19 protein-coding genes are annotated in these 18,290 nt (G+C 41.9%); 3 read left to right on the forward strand and 16 right to left on the reverse strand.

All coding sequences use genetic code 11. The features are described from left to right. Positions 1 to 17: 17 nt before the first annotated feature. The 15 genes from AN619_RS04705 to AN619_RS04775 all read right to left on the reverse strand — a co-directional run bounded on the left by AN619_RS04705 (position 18) and on the right by AN619_RS04775 (position 13,207). The gene (locus AN619_RS04705; protein WP_068555328.1) at positions 18 to 1,052 is read right to left on the reverse strand and encodes a 3-oxoacyl-ACP synthase III family protein; all 1,035 of its coding nucleotides are present in this window, start codon (positions 1,050 to 1,052) and stop codon (positions 18 to 20) included. Between the two features lie 14 nt (positions 1,053 to 1,066). Continuing rightward, positions 1,067 to 2,107: a 3-oxoacyl-ACP synthase III family protein gene (locus tag AN619_RS04710; RefSeq protein WP_068555329.1), complete on the reverse strand. Its 1,041-nt coding sequence runs from the start codon at positions 2,105 to 2,107 to the stop codon at positions 1,067 to 1,069. Between the two features lie 123 nt (positions 2,108 to 2,230). Then, positions 2,231 to 2,566 (reverse strand): thioesterase, FlK family, encoded by a 336-nt coding sequence (locus AN619_RS04715; protein WP_068555330.1) that lies wholly within the window; start codon positions 2,564 to 2,566, stop codon positions 2,231 to 2,233. Positions 2,567 to 2,587: 21 nt separating this feature from the next. Then, a complete protein-coding gene (locus AN619_RS04720; protein ID WP_068555331.1) occupies positions 2,588 to 2,992 on the reverse strand; it encodes an SCP2 sterol-binding domain-containing protein in 405 nt (134 codons plus the stop codon). A gap of 11 nt (positions 2,993 to 3,003) precedes the next feature. Continuing rightward, on the reverse strand, positions 3,004 to 4,020 hold the full coding sequence (locus tag AN619_RS04725) for a 3-oxoacyl-ACP synthase III family protein (protein ID WP_068555332.1): 1,017 nt from the start codon (positions 4,018 to 4,020) through the stop codon (positions 3,004 to 3,006). Between the two features lie 12 nt (positions 4,021 to 4,032). After that, positions 4,033 to 4,884, reverse strand: coding sequence for a 3-hydroxyacyl-CoA dehydrogenase family protein (locus AN619_RS04730; protein ID WP_068555333.1), 852 nt, complete (start codon positions 4,882 to 4,884; stop codon positions 4,033 to 4,035). After that, complete coding sequence (locus tag AN619_RS04735) at positions 4,871 to 5,782, reverse strand: 3-hydroxyacyl-CoA dehydrogenase family protein (protein ID WP_068555334.1); 912 nt, start codon at positions 5,780 to 5,782, stop codon at positions 4,871 to 4,873. The genes AN619_RS04730 and AN619_RS04735 overlap by 14 nt, the downstream gene beginning before the upstream one ends. A gap of 23 nt (positions 5,783 to 5,805) precedes the next feature. Next, entirely contained in the window at positions 5,806 to 6,210 is a 405-nt protein-coding gene (locus tag AN619_RS04740; protein WP_068555335.1) for a VOC family protein, read from the reverse strand. A 36-nt stretch (positions 6,211 to 6,246) separates the two neighbouring features. Beyond that, a complete protein-coding gene (gene fabG, locus AN619_RS04745) occupies positions 6,247 to 7,002 on the reverse strand; it encodes a 3-oxoacyl-[acyl-carrier-protein] reductase (RefSeq protein ID WP_068555336.1) in 756 nt (251 codons plus the stop codon). Between the two features lie 2 nt (positions 7,003 to 7,004). Then, positions 7,005 to 8,138, reverse strand: coding sequence for a DUF362 domain-containing protein (locus AN619_RS04750; RefSeq protein ID WP_068555337.1), 1,134 nt, complete (start codon positions 8,136 to 8,138; stop codon positions 7,005 to 7,007). 17 nt (positions 8,139 to 8,155) lie between these two features. After that, positions 8,156 to 9,154, reverse strand: coding sequence for a 3-oxoacyl-ACP synthase III family protein (locus AN619_RS04755; RefSeq protein ID WP_068555338.1), 999 nt, complete (start codon positions 9,152 to 9,154; stop codon positions 8,156 to 8,158). 36 nt (positions 9,155 to 9,190) lie between these two features. Beyond that, positions 9,191 to 9,943, reverse strand: a complete 753-nt coding sequence (gene fabG / locus AN619_RS04760; protein WP_068555339.1) for a 3-oxoacyl-[acyl-carrier-protein] reductase — start codon at positions 9,941 to 9,943, stop codon at positions 9,191 to 9,193. Between the two features lie 24 nt (positions 9,944 to 9,967). Next, on the reverse strand, positions 9,968 to 10,552 hold the full coding sequence (locus tag AN619_RS04765) for an indolepyruvate oxidoreductase subunit beta (RefSeq protein ID WP_068555340.1): 585 nt from the start codon (positions 10,550 to 10,552) through the stop codon (positions 9,968 to 9,970). A gap of 62 nt (positions 10,553 to 10,614) precedes the next feature. Then, positions 10,615 to 12,207: a thiamine pyrophosphate-dependent enzyme gene (locus AN619_RS04770; RefSeq protein WP_068555341.1), complete on the reverse strand. Its 1,593-nt coding sequence runs from the start codon at positions 12,205 to 12,207 to the stop codon at positions 10,615 to 10,617. A 274-nt stretch (positions 12,208 to 12,481) separates the two neighbouring features. Beyond that, complete coding sequence (locus tag AN619_RS04775) at positions 12,482 to 13,207, reverse strand: LytR/AlgR family response regulator transcription factor (RefSeq protein ID WP_068555342.1); 726 nt, start codon at positions 13,205 to 13,207, stop codon at positions 12,482 to 12,484. Between the two features lie 679 nt (positions 13,208 to 13,886). Here AN619_RS04775 and AN619_RS04785 point away from each other — a divergent pair. Continuing rightward, on the forward strand, positions 13,887 to 15,311 hold the full coding sequence (locus tag AN619_RS04785) for a hypothetical protein (RefSeq protein ID WP_068555344.1): 1,425 nt from the start codon (positions 13,887 to 13,889) through the stop codon (positions 15,309 to 15,311). A 17-nt stretch (positions 15,312 to 15,328) separates the two neighbouring features. Here AN619_RS04785 and AN619_RS04790 read toward each other — a convergent pair whose 3' ends face one another. Further along, positions 15,329 to 17,401 (reverse strand): sigma-54-dependent Fis family transcriptional regulator, encoded by a 2,073-nt coding sequence (locus AN619_RS04790; protein WP_198153241.1) that lies wholly within the window; start codon positions 17,399 to 17,401, stop codon positions 15,329 to 15,331. Between the two features lie 287 nt (positions 17,402 to 17,688). Between AN619_RS04790 and AN619_RS15875 the strand changes: the two genes are divergently transcribed. Both AN619_RS15875 and AN619_RS04795 read left to right on the forward strand, forming a co-directional pair. Continuing rightward, positions 17,689 to 17,835 (forward strand): hypothetical protein, encoded by a 147-nt coding sequence (locus tag AN619_RS15875; RefSeq protein WP_157064912.1) that lies wholly within the window; start codon positions 17,689 to 17,691, stop codon positions 17,833 to 17,835. Between the two features lie 194 nt (positions 17,836 to 18,029). After that, positions 18,030 to 18,248: a FeoA family protein gene (locus AN619_RS04795; RefSeq protein ID WP_068555345.1), complete on the forward strand. Its 219-nt coding sequence runs from the start codon at positions 18,030 to 18,032 to the stop codon at positions 18,246 to 18,248. Positions 18,249 to 18,290: the final 42 nt, after the last annotated feature.

The raw sequence follows: 18,290 nt of genomic DNA on the forward strand, positions 1-18,290 counted from the left end.
TTTCCCTCCCTCTCGTCCTAAAACTGTATGGCAGCACTGGCCGTGGAAAAACCGGTACCTGCACTAAAAATAGTAACCAATTGACCAGATCGAATGTCTGTGGTTTTCAACATTTGATCCATGTTGAAAAATATATCCACAGGTCCCATATGTCCATGATTTTTGCACACATTCCATGAAGTATCTTGGATATCCATTTCCATGACATCACAAATATTCTGTATAATATAGCGGCCTACATTATAAGTGATCATTTTATCAACCTGAGATTTTTTTCTGCCTATTTTTTCAAGGAGGCGATGCAATGTGGCAATATTGGTGTTTATCATCCTCTCGGCCACCCGTTTTCGTTCCTCGTCATCCTTCAAATATTCCAGGGCAAACCGATTCATATCGATTCGAAACAACCCGTCTTGAATATGCTGGCTCTGCAGGGGGACTGCTGTCCCACCCACCGGTATCCTCCACAGATGATTCAATTCCCCATCCGTCATATTGCATACGCCAATAATTTCATTGGTTGTCACACCTCTTTTGATAACAGCTGCACTGGCCCCATCCCCAAAAAAACATGCATCGGCGTTTTTCCAACGGTTTACAATCGGTTCCCGAAATACATCGGCCGATACAATCAGTACAGTGTTGATATGGGCATTGGACTTTATCTTGGCACAGGCATATTCCAATGCAATAATCTGGGCATTGCAGGCCTGATCCAATCTCATGGCGGCAGCATTTTTTGCACCAATTTCATGCTGTATTTTGGCATATTCCGCCCATATAAAGTACTCGGGAAAAGCGCCGTAGGAATACAGGATCAGATCAATTTCTTCCGGGTATATATTAGCTTCTTGAATGGCTTTTTTGGCTGCTTTAACGGCCATATCCGTAGGGTATTCATCATCCTCTGCCACATGAACTTTTTCAATGCCGATCTTTTCCAAATATTCCCTTGTAAATCTGTATTTTCCCTTTATAGCCTCTGTATATACAATTTTTTTAGGAGAATAAGATGCAGTACTTGCTATGCCAACGCCTGAATAAATCGTCATTTGCTTCCTCTCCTTTATTCTATAAAATCATGCTTTTCATTCCATTCCACCAGCATGGCAGCCCAAGCCAATCCGGCTCCGAAGGAAACCAGCGCTACCTTGTCTCCTGCCTTTACTTTTCCCAATTCCACGGCCTCCGTCAAGGTGATAAAAGGAGATGCCCCTCCCGTATTTCCATACTTTTCAATGGTTGTATGGGTCTTTTCCATTCCTAGCCCCAGCTTTTCCATGGACAGCTTGATAATATTGATATTGGCCTGATGGGGAATCACAAAATCAATATTTTGAACATCAATTCCTGCTGCCGCCGCCACCTGCTGAATGCTCTGGGGAAAAACCGTTGTGGCAAAATTCCATACGGCACCGTTATCCATTCTTAAATACCTTACCTTTGCATCATCCACATTTTCTCTGGTAATGGGCATTCTCGTTCCACCGGCAGGTATAATGCAAGCATCATATCTTGACCCGTCCACATCCAGCAAATAGGTTTGTATTCCCTTTCCTTTTTCTACTCTGCCCAAGACCATGGCCCCTGCCCCGTCGCCAAAAAAACAGCAGGTATTTCTGTCATCCCAATTTAAAATATTTCGACTCAGTATGTCCCCGGCAATCACCAGAACATTTTTGCAGGAGCCGCTTGCCACAAAATTGGCACCGATGGCAATCCCATATACACTTCCTGGACACCCTCCGATCACAGCATCAAAGGCTCCTGCATGTTTCATTCCCAGTTTATGCTGGACAAGAAAGGCAGTGGACGGATCGATATGGTCTGGATCGACCCGAGCCAATACAATCAAATCAATATCCCCAGGTTCCAATCCTGCATTTTCCAAGGCCCTTCTTCCGGCCTCCACGGCCAAATCCGACAGGGCTTGATGCTCAGCAGCCCATCTTCTTTCCCTTACTCCAATTTTCGTCCTGATCCACTCGTCAGAAGTGTCAATCCTTTTTGCCAAATCATGATTTGTAACGATTTTTTCCGGTACATAATAGCCCAGCCCTCTGATTCCAACACCATAGCTTTGTGATTTTCCTAAATTTGCTATCATTTGTTTCCCCCCTATGTATTTTGTCCTCCTATATCACCCGTTCCAACTGCTCTATTCGTTTGGCCACTTCTTTTTCAAAGCCGTGTTGAAGAACAATATATCTCGTATGCTTTGCCTTGCAAATCATGCCCATCTCATCATAGACGGATATTTCAAAATGCATTTTTTTCCTTCGGCGGAGATCAGTTTTGCAGTAATCGTAGCAACCATCCCTGCCACGGTAGGATGGATATAATGGCTGTGAAAACTGCTTCCTATACTGATATATCCGTCGGGCAGCAGATTTTTCACCAATTCCAGTACAGCCTCCACCATACAACAGGTTAGGGTGGATATAGGAATGACCTTTTCCAATTCTTCGCAATCAAACTTATCTCCCGTATTCACCTTTTCCAAACGTCTTTGTATCGTCTTTTCTGCCCCTGCAATAATTCCGGGAAAGCCTTCCATGGCAACCATAGATTCACCCCCAAACATCTGCTACTGAATGCCATGCTTTTCGCAGGCCCTTCGGTAGTACGCCATGGTGGGCATATTGCCAGCCAACAAAATTTGACCGATATCCCCTTTTTCAAAATCAAACAAAGAGGCGGTCAAGGCTTCCATGGGATTCAATTTCCCTGTATTCATATCATGAAATGTCTGGCTGGAAATCTTCACGATCACATCGGCATCTTCCAAGATCCCTTCCTTCGCCTTCATATACCCGTTTTCAATGACAATGGTATGATGGAAGCCGATATCATCCATCCGATATCCCACTTTCAATTCCAAATCTTCTGGAATATATCCGTTTTCCTCTTGATCTGCATTCAAAAAATCAACCATGGTTGTAATCACCTGCCAAAATTTTTTACCGCTTGCATATGTTTTTCTATCACTCATCCCAATCCCTCCTAATTTGCAAATTCTTCTTTTTTACACCAGCGGAACAGCATGCCCCCCCACTGGAATCCTGCACCGTTGCCAAAATTAAATACATAATCTCCTGGTTTTAATTTTCCTGCCTTCAATGCCTCTTTCAGAACGATAAATGCCGTTCCTCCTCCGCTATGGCCATATACATCCGTAACGATATGGGTCTTGTCCATTTTTTCCTTTATGGATTGAAGCTGTGCCGTAATTTGAGACATGGCTGCAGGGTGGGGAGAAATAAATCCGATATCTTCCTGCTTTAGATTGGCCCTTTCAAGGCATTTATAGAATGAAGTTTTAAACCACTTGATCACATTGGGAAGAATGATTCCCCCGATCTCGTCCCTTGTAATAAAATAATCCTTTCCTTCCCCCAAGGACTCCCTGGGAACTCTGGATCCCCTGTTAAAAAGTCCTGAACCGTAAAAATATTGTCCATCGGAGTCAAAGTATTCGGATAAAAACCCTTGATAGCCGTCTTTTAATTTTCCTAGAACCACTGCACTGGCTGCATCCCCAATGGCTCCTACAAAGAGATTTGCCTTGGGATTCAGCATTCTGGTAGTTACATCTCCGCAGACAACCAACGCTTTATTATAGGAGCCATCCATCATAAAGCGGATGGCTGTAGCCATGGCATAATTGGGGGCGGCACAGGCTTGATTCAGATTCAATACCAAAGCCTCCTTCAATCCCAATTCATGCTGAATCAAACATCCCGGAGCCGGACTGAAGAAATCTCCTGAACCTGTAGCCACAATCACAAGCTTGATCTCATCGGGTGATACCCCTGCATCTTCCATAGCCTCCTTTGCGGCAGCAACAGCAAAATCAGAAAAGGCTTCATGATCAGCAGCCCACCTGCGCTCTTTCAGTCCTGTATAAAACAAGACCTTGTCCTCGGCCAATCCCGTCATTTCTTCAATGTCCTTATTGGTTACAATTTTTTCCGGCACACAGTATCCGATTCCCTGGATGCCGATGGATGAATAACCCATATTTTCCCCCTCCTATTTATAGCAATAAAATCCCATGCCTGTCTTCCTGCCCAAATACCCTGCATCCACCATGCGCTTTAATGCCGGTGATGGCCTATATTTGGGATCATGAAAATTTTCATATAAACTCATCATACTGTGATAGATCACATCAATACCTACCAAATCTGCTAATTTTAATGGACCCACCTTTAGGTTGAATCCATCCATGACCATTCTGTCCAATTCCTCCGGCCCTTCCACCAGACCGCTGTCCAACAGTAAAATTGATTCGTTCAGAAAGGGCACCAGCATTCTATTGAATACAAATCCAGGATTATCCTTCACAACATAGGGATTTTTGTCGATCGAAAGGACAATTTCTTTTACCCGCTCCACCACATCCCTGTCGGTTCTGTAGCCCTTTACAATTTCCACCATCCCCATCATGGGCACAGGTGATACAAAGTGAATGCCAAGCATATTCTCCGGCCTTTGCAGTTCCGAGGCCAATTCCGTTATGGAAAAAGTTGACGTATTGCTTCCAATGATGGTACGTTCATCCATATATGGACCTATTTCCCTTAAGACCTCTTTTTTCAATGCCTTGTCTTCTTTGACTGTTTCAATGACCAAGTCACATTCCTGCAACCGTTCATAGTCCTGTCCCATGTAGTAGAATTTTAAATTTTTCAATATCCTGTGTTTTTCCTCTTTTGTCAATCTCTTTTGCTTTTCTTCATGATGGAAATACTGTAGAACTTTATCTCTAAAATTTATGGAATGGCCATACAGATCCACTTGAAAATCCCGGACAGCAAAGGTATGGGCAATGCCGGTCCCCATCAGACCGCTTCCGATAACGGCAACCTTATATTTCCCCATGAATCATCTCTCCCTTTTTTTTCTTGCTTGTTCTGTCAGTTTCCTCATCTGGATAATGGTAAAACCCTTTCCCGGCTTTCCTTCCCAAAAAACCAGCATCCAGCATTTTTTTCAACTCTAAACTCGGGCTAAATTTCGAATCATGAAGATGATCATACATACTCTTCATGCTGTTGTAAATAATGTCTACACCCGTCAAATCAATGAGTTTCAGAGGCCCTACGGCCAGACCCATGCCATCCATCATCATCTGGTCCAACTGCTGGGGTGAATCAATGATCCCTTCCGCCAGAACGTTGGCTGCTTCATTTACAAACTGAACAAATAATCTGGTAAAGACAAAACCGGGATTATCTTTGACAACACAGGGATTTTTGCCAATTTGTCTTACAATGGCCTTTGCTTTTTCCACCACTTCTTCCCCTGTTCGATAGCCCTTGACAATTTCCACCAGCTTCATCTTGGGCACGGGAGAAATAAAGTGCATTCCCACCACCTTTTCCGGCGTCTTGGTTGCCGATGCCAATTCTGTAATGGAAAAGGTGGAAGTGTTGCTGGCGATCATGGTATTGGGAAAAGTATATTGATTGATCATTTGGAAAATCTCTTTCTTCAACTCTTTATCTTCTTTTACTGCTTCGATGACCAGACTGCTATGCCGCAATTCTTCATAATCCCTGCCCATTTTCAACAATCTTAAATTTCCTAGAATTTTTTGTCTTTCGTTTTCCGTCAATCTTCCTTTTTCTTCCTCATATTGCAAATAAGCCAGTACTTGTTCTTGGAATCCTTCCGAATGGCCATACAAATCCACATAAAAATCGTTTATTGCAAAGGTATGGGCAATGCCCTTTCCCATCAGACCCGTTCCTAAAACAGCAATCCTTCTGTTTCTCATGTTTCTCCCTCTTTTCTTTCATCCTATTTTATAACCTCATGAAGTTCAACTAAGATGCCGTTGGTACATTTAGGATGCAAAAAAATATATTTCAACTTTTCTCCATCTCCATCGTAGCTTTGGATAGTATCTATAAAATCATATTGATCCCTTCCCATGAATTCCACAATTTTTTCCAAGTTGTTTACCCTGAAAGAAATATGATGGATTCCCTCCCCTCTTTTCTCCAAAAATCTTCCGATGATGCTATTCATTCTCATCGGCTGCAATATCTCAATCTTGCCCTTTTCAAAATGTATAAATTGCGATGTAAAACCCAGATCTTCATTTTCGGTTTTTTTACTCTTTTGTGCCCCAAAATGCTTTTCATAAAGCAGTGCCAACTTTTCTCCATCTTCAGCCGCAATGCCAATGTGATCAATTTCCAAGGATTTTTTCCCCCTTTCCCTTGTTTTACTTTGATTTTAAAGAACAGACAGTCCTATCCCCCCATCCACATCAATTACCTGCCCCGTTATGTAGCCGGCATAGTCGCTGGCAAGAAAAAGAGCGACATTTGCCACATCCGCAGCTGTTCCTACTCTTTTTAAAGCAATCTTTTTCAATGCTTTCTCCAAAATATGGTCTGGCAGACCATCCCATATTCCTGTTTCAATAAATCCGGGGGCTATGGCATTCACCCGTATATTTTTAGAAGCAACCTCCTTGGCCAATGCCTTTGTAAATCCTATAATTCCACTTTTAGATGCACTGTAATTGGTTTGACCAATGTTGCCATATATGCCCGCAATAGAAGCCATGTTGATAACACAGCCGCCTCCACGGCTTTGAAACAGTTCATCAACAAAGATCCTAGTACAATGAAAGGTGCCCGTTAAATTCACATGGATCACGGTGTTCCACTGTTCCTGGCTCATATTGACAAACAGACTGTCCTGAAAAAGACCCGCATTGTTTACAAGAATGTCGATACCATCAAAATGCCTTCTTATGATTTCCCGGGCCTCTGATACGCTTGCATAGTCCGATACATCTACCTGGATGGGCAGCACTTTTCTTCCTAATTTTTGAATTTCCTTGGCCGTCCCATGGGCCAGAGCAGCATTGTTTTTATAAAAGAAAATAATATGGGCCCCATTTTGGGCAAACTTCAATGCAATCTCTTTTCCTATTCCTCTGCTTGCCCCCGTAATCAATGCAACTTTGTTCATCAGCATCATCCCTATGCTCCCCCCCTACCGCATTTTTTCCCGCTTTTTTTGATATCGCTCCTTTCAATGGCATCGCTGAAACAGGCCTCCTGACAACAAAAACAACTAATACATAATTTTTTATCCACAGCGGGAAGGTCTTTTATGGTAATGGCCTCCACCGGACATATTTCTTTACAGATGCCGCACTTGGTGCAGTTGGATGGATCAAATACAGGGACTGGCTTAAACAAATAATAAAATACTGGCATCAGTCTCTGGGCCACTCTTCCCAGGATTTTCAATGCTACAGTCGGCCTTTCGTAGACTACAACGGGAATATCATCTCCAATTTCCTGTACCTCCTCCGCCTTGGGCCCCAAACCTCTTCGGATAGCTTTTTCCACATAGGTAACCTCCTTGAGGTCAATGCCTATTTGTCTGATGGCTACAATATCCAAAGCTACTGCATTGTAGCTTCCCAAGAGCATACCCGTTTGAACAGGCTTGCCATTGGCAGGTCCGTTTCCTTCCATGCCGATAATCCCGTCCATAATATGCAGCTGGGGTTTTACGACATTTAAGACATCTACCAACACTTCCTCAAAATTGTCCTTTGTCTGGGTCCTGGCATGAATTTGCATTTTGTTTTTTCCTACCAGGGTTCCGTATAAATTTTTTATGGCACCGGTATAGATCTCCGCATGATGAATTTTTACCTTTGGCATATTGATAATCACATCAGCCTCTGTTACATATTTGCTGAGGGGCAGCTTCTTCATATACTTGTTGGTATCCTCAAAAACCTCATCAATTTCATAGCGATCAAAGTCACATACCTTACACCCGTATTTTTCAGCAATTGCATTGATGCCACATACGGAAAATATTTTGGGTGTCCCGTGTACACCGGCATCTCCAATCCATATTTCTTTGATCCCCATATCCTGTAGAATTTTGACTAGGGCCTCAAGAACAACTGGATGGGTTGTCGCCGCCTTTTCAGGAGGCAGGGGGGAAACCAGGTTTGGCTTCAGCAGCACTTTTTTTCCCTTTGCCACCACTGTCTCTATGTTGCCCAGCTGATCAAAAATCTTTCGGATGCCGGCTTCCACCTGATCCAAATCGTAAGTATCGCATTTTACCTTTGCTACAAGATTACGCAACTCCATTCCTCCTATTCCTATTGTCCCCACTGTATCACTGCCGATCCCCAGGTCCAACCGGCACCGATGGTAGCCATGACAATTTTATCGCCTTCCTTTAATTTTCCCTCCCTGTTGATCTTGTCCAAAGCCAAGGGAATGTTGGCACTGGATGCATTGGCATATCGATCTAAGGTAATTACCACCTTTTCCTCGGGGATATTCAATACGCTTGCACACTTTTTCAAAAGGCTTAAGTTGGGCTGATGGGGAACCAGATAAGCAATATCATCTACCGTTATGGCTGCCTCCTCCATGGCCCTTCGGATAGCATGGGGAATCACTTCACTGGCCGTTATGCCTACTTCTTTTCCAGCCATCCGCAGATAATGCCACCGCCTGTCAAGCACTTCATAGCTTGGGGGATACTCGGCATTTCCTCCAAAGGTAGTCACCATATCCTTGCTTTGCCCGTCAGAAGCAAAATAAGTAGAGAGAATACCGTTTTGACTCTTTGCATTTTTCAACACCACGGCCCCTGCCCCATCCCCGTAGTAGGCGCATGTTCTATCCTTATAGTCTGTCATGACGGACATGGCATCGGCTCCGATGACCAGGGCATTTTGAAAATAATCATTTTTTAAAAACTGCTGGGCACAAATCAAGGAAAACACAAAGCCTGCACAGGCTGCATTGAGGTCAAAGGCCGCAGCTTTTGGAGCAGCAATCTTTCTTTGAACAATTGTCGCCAAGGAGGGAACCATTCTGTCCGGTGTTATGGTTCCTACAATGATCAAATCAATGTCTTCCGCCTTCATTTCTGCCATCTCCAGGGCTTTTACCGCCGCCTTTGCCGCCATATCCGACGTACATTCTCCCCTTGCCATTCTCCTCCTTTCCTTAATGCCCAGCACAGATTCTATCCACGCTTTATTGGTTGGCGCACATTTTTCCAGTTCGTCATTTGTCACAACCTGATCCGGAACATAGGACCCTGTGCCGCTGATTATGACCTTTTTTCCTGTCATGATCATCATCACACTCCTCCATTTTGCATTTATTTTTCTATTGTGTTAGATAACGGCTAACTGCAACCCTCCATCTACAATCACCGTTTGGCCTACAATATAATTTGATTCGTCACTGGCTAAAAACAATACAACGGAAGCAACATCCTCCGGTCTTCCCAAGCGTTTCATGGGAATTTTATCTCTCATTTTTTGAATCACCTTATCAGGAATCTGCATCAGCATGTCTGTTTCAATACATCCTGGCCCCACGGCATTGACATAAATCCCATCCCTTCCCACTTCCGCTGCCAAGCTCTTGGTAAATCCCACAATGGCCGCTTTTGCGGCGCAGTAATTGGCTTGCCCCATATTGCCTACAAAAGCTCCCAAGGATGCCACATTAATGATTTTCCCATATTTTCTTTTTTTCATATGGGGCAAGACCGATTTTATGCAGTAAAATACGCTGTTTAAATTGTTGTCTAACACTTCATCCCATTGTTCTTTATCCATCTTAGCCAACAGATTATCCCGTGTGATGCCTGCATTATTGACCAAGATATCAATTCTGCCAAATCTGTTTATAACTTCGTTCACTGTCTTTCCAAGGGATGCGTGATCTTTTACATCCGCCCGCAGGCATAAACATTGGACACCATATGCATTTACAGCTTCCACTGTGTGCATGGCTGCCTCCACATCGTTTTTAAAGCAAATCACCACATCTGCTCCGGCTCTTCCCATTTCCAAAGCAATGGCCCTGCCTATACCCCTGCTGCCTCCCGTAATGAGGGCTACCTTTCCTTTTAAATCCATTGCATCCAATCCCCCTTTCCTTTTTCATTGGATGAGACCTCTGCCCATCCTAAACGCCTTTATATTTTCCTCCATATATGGACGGGGCACGTAATCACAAATGATTTGCTCCCAATACTGTCCGTCTATATCTGTATACTTTGAAAATACCCCTGTCATGAATATATTGACAAACTTGCTGTCCATATGGTGATCCTTCAATATTTTGGCACCGTCCACCATCAATTTCCAACAATCCAGTCCCCTCATCCGTTCATCTATATCAATGTCCTCCTGCAATCCGTTGATGACGGAAGTGGGCCTATTTTTGCAGTCATTGACAATCAACTTCCCTTTCTTTTTTAGATAGGGCAGCCATCGAAGTCCTTCGTACTTTTCAAAGGCTAGAATAATATCTGCTTCACCCCTTTTGATCAAAGGAGAATATATTTTTTCTCCCGTTCTGATATGGGTTACCACGGATCCCCCCCTTTGCCCTAAACCGATAATGTCCGTAGCTTTGATGTCGTATTCCGAAGCTAAAAATACTTTTGACACAATGTCACTTGTGAAAACAATGCCCTGTCCGCCAATCCCACAAATGATAAAATTTCCGCCCTTCAGCAGCATATTTTCACCCCCTTGCCTTCGTCGTAACAGTTAGGATTCCTATGATTTGCTATACTGCCCCATTAAGTGTTGGTAGGGCTTGCAAAAATAAGACAGGGATGTCTGGCAATGATCACAGAAATTCCTTCTTTGTCCATCTCCCTTAACAATATCCCCTCCAGTCGATCCTCATCATAACTATCCACCACATACACATCCAGAATCCCTATGGTTTTGCATATTGCTTCGATGGAAATGCGATTTTGGATTGAATCCTGTTTCAAAGGACTGGAGATATTTCTTTGCCCTCCCGTCATGGCTACCGTAAAATTATCTTCAATGATAAAAACGCCCTCTCCCTTATGATAGACTGCATTGATGAGTCCGTTCATGCCCGTATGCCAGAATTCACCGTCTCCCATGACAGCTACCATCTTTTTGCCGTCTTTCCTGAATCTGTTGTATCCATGGGCAATTCCAAAGGAAGAACCCATACACTTTACCACATCCATAGCACCCACATGGGGAAAAGCTCCTAAGCCTCCGCAGCCAATTCCCCCAACGGCTTTGATATTATTTTTCTTTAATATCCGATTCACAACGGTATGGGGGCATCCCGGACAATTTACAGGCAGCCGGAAGGGAACTTCACTGGACTTTTTCTCTCTTTGTATTCCCAGAATTTTTTCTTCGATGATTTCTGGGGTAAAATATAGCATATGGGGAAATCTAGGAAATACATTTTCCCCTTGGACTGTCAATCCCATGCCTCTGATTTCCCTTTCTATGATAGGATGTCCGTCTTCGATCACATAGACTGTCCTGTGACTGCCAACAAAATCCCGAATCAATCTTTGAGGCAATGGAAATACCAAACCCAGTTTTAAGAATGAAGCGTGAGGTACGGCTTCTTTGGCATAATGGTAGGAAACACCGGAGGCAATGATGCCGATTTCCCTGTCTCCCATCTCTACTTGGTTGATGGAAATTTCATTGCATGCATCCTGCAATGCCGTCCAATTTTTTTTAAAATCATGCCAATATTCTTTGAGCATAGGCGAATCGTAATTGGGAAAACCAAATCGAACCACATTTCCCACCGTCTTTTGAAGACTTTTTTGATGGGCAAGTCTTCGCGTTGCCCTTTGCCCCACATCCTGTTCCAGTTTTACGACGGATTTTGATTTGCTGGTAATGGAATTTAACCGTAAAATCACCGGCACCTCATAGGTTTCACTGATCAAAAAAGCCATTTCCATAAACTCCTTTGCTTCCTGGCTGTCCGATGGTTCCAGCAGTGGAACTTGGGACATGATGCTATAGTGCCTGCAATCCTGATAATCATCCCCTACGATTCTGCCCACGTCATCGGCCACCACCAGTACCAGTCCTCCGTTCATCGGTGTACCTGCCAGTTGTGTAAAGGCATCGGCCGCCACATTGAGCCCCAAAGTCTTCATCACCACCAGGGTTCTTACACCTGCTAGAGATGCTCCTATGGCCGCTTCCAAAGCCACCTTCTCATTGACGGCCCACTCCCAATGGACACCCTCGAATTTTGCCAATTCACTTACCACTTCCGTACAGGGCGTGCCCGGATACCCCGTAACAAAAGCTACCCCACTTTGAAAGGCCCCTAAGGCAGCCGCCTGATTTCCTGTCATGATATTTCTCATAGCACCCCTCCGATCTATCGCCAATAAATTCTTTATATTTACACTTTTCACTTTTTTCTTGTAGTTTCTTTTCTTCAATTTGCGATTTTTTCCCTGTTTATTTTCTTATCTAGCCAATTTTTCGATGCCAATAGCCAAAATTCGTCCCTGTATATCCAAAACACGAAAAAGGAATCTGTCAGCAACAAAAAACAAAAAAACTTCCCCATTGGGAAGGAATATAGGCTGCAGAAAAGCAACAGTATGAGTAGAAAACCAAATTTCAAAGATTTTTCTACAAGCTCGGAATTAGACAGTTTTTCAATTCCTCAAATTTATATCTGCTCATAAAGGCAACTTTGTTGGTCTGTAAAAATTTAATTTCATAGGACCTATTTCCAATATCTTTAATTCTGCTGATTTTATCTTTATTCACAATGAAAGATTTATGTACTCGCATAAAATTTCTTCCCAGTTTCACTTCTAACTCCGTCAAAGTCTCGGGAGAATGGAATACATCTTTTTCCGTATGAATTAAGGTAGTTTTCTCCTGTTTCTCCATAAACAATATATCACTTACCGGAATAAAAAATATTTCGTTTTTGTTCTTTACTACAATCTTCTGCAGGTGATCAAGTTTATTTTTTTCCTCACGAATCATGTTTTCCAGGCTGCAAATCGTTTCTTTGAATCGAATGACGTTGATAGGTTTTAAAATATAGTCATAGGAATGGACACTGAAAGCTTCAATGGCATATTCAGAATAACCTGAAATGAAAATGAATTTTATTTTGGGTTGCATTGCGTTGATAATTTTTGCAGTTTCCAATCCGTTGAGACAATCCTCTTCGCCAAGCTCTATATCCAACACAGCAATATCCAAAGATTTTTGTCTGCTTCGTTCAATGGCTTCTCTGCTGGTGGAAACATCATATACTTCTGAATCCGATACACTTTCCAAGATGATCTTTCTAACAAATCTTCTGGTATAAACTTCATTCTCCAATAACAAGATATTCATCTTCTGCACCTGCCCCCTATGGATTCAATGTTTTTTCTATAAATTACAGGCATTTTATCGCTTCATCTGTTTTCTAATCCTTTTATGGTTCTTCTTTCTTATCTGCCTTTAGATCTATTATTTCAGCATAGAATTTTTGACAATTTTTTTATTTTTTTTGAATTGCTTTATTTGTATATATCATAACATTTTTGCTAGAATGTTGTAAATATTTTTTATGCTTTATTCATTAAATTGTAATAATTAATATTTTTAATATTTACTTAACAATTCATAAAAAAAATCGGGTCCCTTCAAGGAACCCATTTCCATAGCAATTTTCCGAACTAGAAAGAAAGGAGTAATTTCTTTCATAATATATTTATTCTCCTGTTTCCCAAAAATCCCTTCTGATTTTTCAAAAAATAAACAAAACTCCCATGAAAATTTTTCCATGAATCATTCCTTTTTTTTTTATGTCAGAGCAAAACCAGTTTTATGAAATGGGCAGAATCCCCTCTCCTTTACTGCCTCCATGGATGGCATGTGGCGTTGCCCGTTGCCACCAACAGCCATAGGTGACGGGGAATCACTTCTACCATGGCAGTCGGCCATCATGTTCTGGGTATCATCATGGCATCCTTAGTCAATACTTATAATAAATTGACCTTATGAAAAACTGTTTAGGAGAGGATTTGTTGTGGAATATCCCCTTTTGCATCAGTATAAAATGTACTTTATTCATCCTTTTATCTATGAAGACAATAATTATGCCAATATTATCAAGTGTTTGTTGCAAGAAGAAAGCCAGTGGCAGCTCAAAATTTATAAAAGCCAAAAGGAAGAGGACCACATTCGTACCGAATACTTTCTTCCTCACATCATCAAGTTTTTATATCCTACCATGTATTTAACGCCAAAGGAAATTGCAGAAATAGAAAATTTCAATCTACACCGATTAAAAGAATTGAGCAGCTTGGATTTCACCTTAAAGCCAGGCATATTAGAAAATTATCAATATTTTCAGATACTGGCTGATGACATCCACTATGATTTGTCCTTTGAGAACATCTACTTGAAAATATTTCATGGTGGCGTGGGATTTTTGTATTTTTCCATTTCCTGTAGAAAACAGGACTTTTCCCTCAATGACTTAATCCGTATCAATCAGATGGTTCGCCCCATTCGTCCCTTGTATAAGGATTACTCCATGCCCAGATTTCGTTTTTCAAAAACTGCTTCCTTGTATACCTTAAAGGATTTATTAGATACATTGCTTAGTGAAATCAGCATCTACGACCATAAGGAAAAAATCTACAACATCTATATTGACCGGCTCATATTTTACAGTTATGCCTGTGTGAAAAAAGATTCCCTGTCCACCAACCAATGGATTTGCAAAAGAACAGACTTGTTAGAAGCCTTAAGAAGCTGCAGCCTGTTTGACCCCTTAAAAGAAAATACCGTACTATTAAATGAATTCGATAGGAATCTGGTATATTTTTCCCGATACAAATCATCCATCTACGGATTCAGCAAAGAAGGCGGCGTGCTGCTGGCAGTGGATAAAGACCCCACGGGAGAATACATCCTGCCTAATATCTGCGAATCTTTTATCCCCTACTATTTTTCCACCTATTACTTGGATATTCTGATGTTAGGGTTATACCAGCGAATTTCCTTGATTAATTACTGCAGAAAATTGAGCATGCTCAAATCCCTTATTCATTATAAGCAAAAAATTGAACATCTCCGATTTGAAATCCTTAAATTTACCAATACAGCATGGTTTACACAAATCACCAATTCTGAGCTGGGCATGGCCATTTGGAAACATTGGTTGGTATTATTTGAAAATGAAGCCCTATACTGTGAGGTAAAGCAAGGCTTGGATGAACTGGATGATTTTCTTGAAAATAAACGTCAAAACCGCTTTAACATCAAGCTGGGATTGATTACTGCCCTAACCATTCCACCCACCCTGATTTTCAGTTATGTGGGCAGCGATTTCGACCGTTTGACTTTCTCCGCCCTTCTCCATCCCAGATTTTTGGCGAGTTCCTTGATCTTGTTCCTGATCATGATCGGCCTGCTTTTTACCATCGATAAACTGCACAAAAGCTAACGTCAGGCTTCTCCTTTTCATTCAATACCATACTTCCATATTTTTTCATAAAGGCTGGAACGGCTGATATTCAATATTTTGGCTGTTTCTGTGCGATTTCCACCCGTGCTTTTTAGACAATCCACAATGGCCTCTCGTTCTGCTTCCTCCACAATATCCTTCAATTCTCGCTTTCCCCCGGCCTGCATACTGACCTCCGCCTTTTTCAAGTACCGGGGCAAATGGTTCACCTGTATCTCCTTCCCATAATCCGTCAGATTCACAGCCCTTTCCAAAACATTTTCTAATTCCCGGACATTTCCCGGCCAAGCATGGCCTTTCAAGTACTTCATGGCCTGTGGGGACATGCCGGCCACATAGATTCCTACCTGTCCGCAAATTTTCGCAAGCAAATGTTCCACCAAGGGTTCTAAATCCTCAGGCCTTTCCCTCAGAGGCGGTATGGTGATAGTCATCACATTCAATCGATAATAAAGGTCTTCTCGAAATTCTCCCTTTTCCACCATCTCTTCAAGATTTCTATTGGTGGCGGCAATAATCCTCACATCCAAGGGTATATTGTCAATCCCTCCCACCCTTTCAATTTCCTTTTCTTGAAGTACTCTTAACAGCTTTGCCTGCATGGGATGGGGCATGTCGCCAATCTCGTCAAGGAAGATACTTCCCCCATTGGCCAATTCAAATTTTCCTATTTTCCCACCTCGTTTTGCTCCGGTAAAAGCCCCTTCCTCATAGCCAAAAAGCTCCGACTCCAGCAATTCTGCAGGAATGGCTGCACAGTTTACCTTCACGAAGGGCCCGGCGGCCCGGTTGCTGCGTGCGTGGATCGCATGGGCAAACAGCTCTTTCCCTGTACCGCTTTCCCCCCTGATCAGCACGTTGGAGTTGGTATAGGCTGCCTTCTCTGCCAAATACTTCACTTCCCGGATTTTATCGCTGTTCCCTACAATGCTGTCAAAATTATATTTTACCCCGCTGGCTTTCTGGAGGGCATCCTTATAATATTTCAATTCCTTCTCAATTTTGCTGATTTTATTGGCCAATACACTTACTTCTTTTACATCTTTAAACATGATCTTCCCAACCGCACCAACCACCTTGCCTTCTTTATAAATGGGTATGCGCATCACCACAATGTTTTTCCCCTTTACGTTTTGAATCTCGCCAATCTCCTCTTTTCCCATCTTGGCAACGATGTGCATCCTCGTCCCCTCAATGACCTCCGTAACATGCTTCCCTATGGCATCATCCTTATCAATCCCTAGATACTGGGCATAGGCATCATTGAGCATGGTAATCATTCCTTTGTCATCCACCACCACGATTCCGTCGTAGGCATTATCCAGTATCGTTTTCAGCACCTCAGAGATATGCTTTTCCTCCTCCAATTCTTTGGTCACCCGTTTTAAATCAGTAATATCCTGAAAAACTGCCACTGCTCCCACAATTTCTTGATCCTTTATAATAGGCGTCCGATTGATAATCAATTGTCTTCCTTGAAAGTGCTCCGTCTTTCCCAGCTCTTTCTTTCCGCTTTTTATGATTTCAGGCAGTCTGGAATCAGGCAACACTTCGTATATATTCCGTCCCACGCTGTCTTCCATCCTCGCCCCCAATATTTTTTCAGCAGAATGATTATAAACAATAATTTCACAATTTTTGTTGATGGCCACAATAGCATTATAGGTGGAATCCAAGATAGCGGCCAATTCATTGGCAAGATACTGTTGCCTTTGAAAATAATCCCTCAGCATATCTCTTTTTCGGATAAATCCCTTTATTTTTTTTTGTCTGTCCACCACAAGCATGGGCCGATCATATTGAGAGACAACCTGATCCATGCTGGCTTCCTCCGATAACACCAGATAATCCTCCTTTTCCAATGCATCGATTTTGGCACAGCAATCTTTTCCTTTACTGATCCATCTGCACAGGCTGTCTTTTGTAACCACGCCCTTTACTTGATCTTTCTCGTCTAAAATTGGCATAAAATCTAAGCGATGTTGTTCCATTATACCGGCAGCACGCTTTATATCATCATTTTCCTTAAGATATACTACCTTTTCATCCAAATAGTCTTTTATTTGCATTCCCATGCCTCCTCAAAGATTCCAGGCTCATGCATTTATTATATCATAATTATAAATCTTGAAAATTCAAAAACCTTTCCTCCATGGGCTCCTTTGGAAAGAAAAAATTTTGGAATTTTATCCTTTTGAGGCAGTGAAAGGACCTATTTCTACTCATTGTCTTCATATATTTTGAATCAAATGCAGACAATATAACATAGCCTGTGATTTTATTTTTACAAAATCATAGGTGTTTCAAACTTTTTCTATTCACTTTCCATGGGGCTCAATCATAAGGAGGGATAAGGATGGCAAAAGCATACAAATTACTGATCACACTGCTTCTTGTCTTTACAGTGGCAGGCGGCGGTGCTACAAATGCTTTTACACCTATTGAATCCAAAAGTTTGGTCTTTAATTCTATCCACCTATCGTCTATTCAATATCATCTGTAACACTCAGGATAAAAACAAAAATATCTTGTGATCTTTCTCACAGGATATTTTTGTTTTTAGTATTGACAATCATTCTCACTAGGTGTATGATTAAATTGTAAAAAGAGAAGCAAGTTTTGTCATTTTGTTGATAATGATTTTCATTATATGATTATATGGACAATTTATCTTACTTTGAAGGAGGTTGTGTGTTTATGACCCTTGATTTGGCAGTAAGAGGCCAAAAAATAGAGGTGGTAAAAATTCCTGATGCAAATATTCGCGCCCAAGCCATCCGTTTAGGAATTTATGAAGGAGCACAATTGATCTGTTCTGAAAAACTTCCGGCGGGTCCTATCATTTTGCAGAATAGGATGCAGGAAATTGCCATCGGAAGAAATCTAGCAAAAAAAATTTCCATTAAGGCAGTATAGGATTTATTTTTCCATGGAAGAAAGAAATAAATAAGGAGGGGT

Origin of the sequence: Thermotalea metallivorans (assembly GCF_001562415.1) — a bacterium.
Classification (GTDB): domain Bacteria; phylum Bacillota; class Clostridia; order Peptostreptococcales; family Thermotaleaceae; genus Thermotalea; species Thermotalea metallivorans.

What these genes read in the sequence shown, in the direction of transcription:
- AN619_RS04710 (WP_068555329.1), bottom strand. Translation starts at nt 2,107, where the DNA reads ATGATAGCAAATTTAGGAAAATCACAAAGCTATGGTGTTGGAATCAGA.
- AN619_RS04735 (WP_068555334.1), bottom strand. Translation starts at nt 5,782, where the DNA reads ATGAGAAACAGAAGGATTGCTGTTTTAGGAACGGGTCTGATGGGAAAG.
- AN619_RS04795 (WP_068555345.1), top strand. Translation starts at nt 18,030, where the DNA reads ATGACCCTTGATTTGGCAGTAAGAGGCCAAAAAATAGAGGTGGTAAAA.
- fabG (WP_068555336.1), bottom strand. Translation starts at nt 7,002, where the DNA reads ATGATGCTGATGAACAAAGTTGCATTGATTACGGGGGCAAGCAGAGGA.
- AN619_RS04725 (WP_068555332.1), bottom strand. Translation starts at nt 4,020, where the DNA reads ATGGGTTATTCATCCATCGGCATCCAGGGAATCGGATACTGTGTGCCG.
- AN619_RS04755 (WP_068555338.1), bottom strand. Translation starts at nt 9,154, where the DNA reads ATGATGATCATGACAGGAAAAAAGGTCATAATCAGCGGCACAGGGTCC.
- AN619_RS04765 (WP_068555340.1), bottom strand. Translation starts at nt 10,552, where the DNA reads ATGCTGCTGAAGGGCGGAAATTTTATCATTTGTGGGATTGGCGGACAG.
- AN619_RS04705 (WP_068555328.1), bottom strand. Translation starts at nt 1,052, where the DNA reads ATGACGATTTATTCAGGCGTTGGCATAGCAAGTACTGCATCTTATTCT.
- AN619_RS04720 (WP_068555331.1), bottom strand. Translation starts at nt 2,992, where the DNA reads ATGAGTGATAGAAAAACATATGCAAGCGGTAAAAAATTTTGGCAGGTG.
- AN619_RS04775 (WP_068555342.1), bottom strand. Translation starts at nt 13,207, where the DNA reads ATGAATATCTTGTTATTGGAGAATGAAGTTTATACCAGAAGATTTGTT.
- fabG (WP_068555339.1), bottom strand. Translation starts at nt 9,943, where the DNA reads ATGGATTTAAAAGGAAAGGTAGCCCTCATTACGGGAGGCAGCAGGGGT.
- AN619_RS04730 (WP_068555333.1), bottom strand. Translation starts at nt 4,884, where the DNA reads ATGGGGAAATATAAGGTTGCCGTTATCGGAAGCGGTCTGATGGGGACC.
- AN619_RS15875 (WP_157064912.1), top strand. Translation starts at nt 17,689, where the DNA reads ATGGCAAAAGCATACAAATTACTGATCACACTGCTTCTTGTCTTTACA.
- AN619_RS04770 (WP_068555341.1), bottom strand. Translation starts at nt 12,207, where the DNA reads ATGAGAAATATCATGACAGGAAATCAGGCGGCTGCCTTAGGGGCCTTT.
- AN619_RS04790 (WP_198153241.1), bottom strand. Translation starts at nt 17,401, where the DNA reads ATGCAAATAAAAGACTATTTGGATGAAAAGGTAGTATATCTTAAGGAA.
- AN619_RS04715 (WP_068555330.1), bottom strand. Translation starts at nt 2,566, where the DNA reads ATGGTTGCCATGGAAGGCTTTCCCGGAATTATTGCAGGGGCAGAAAAG.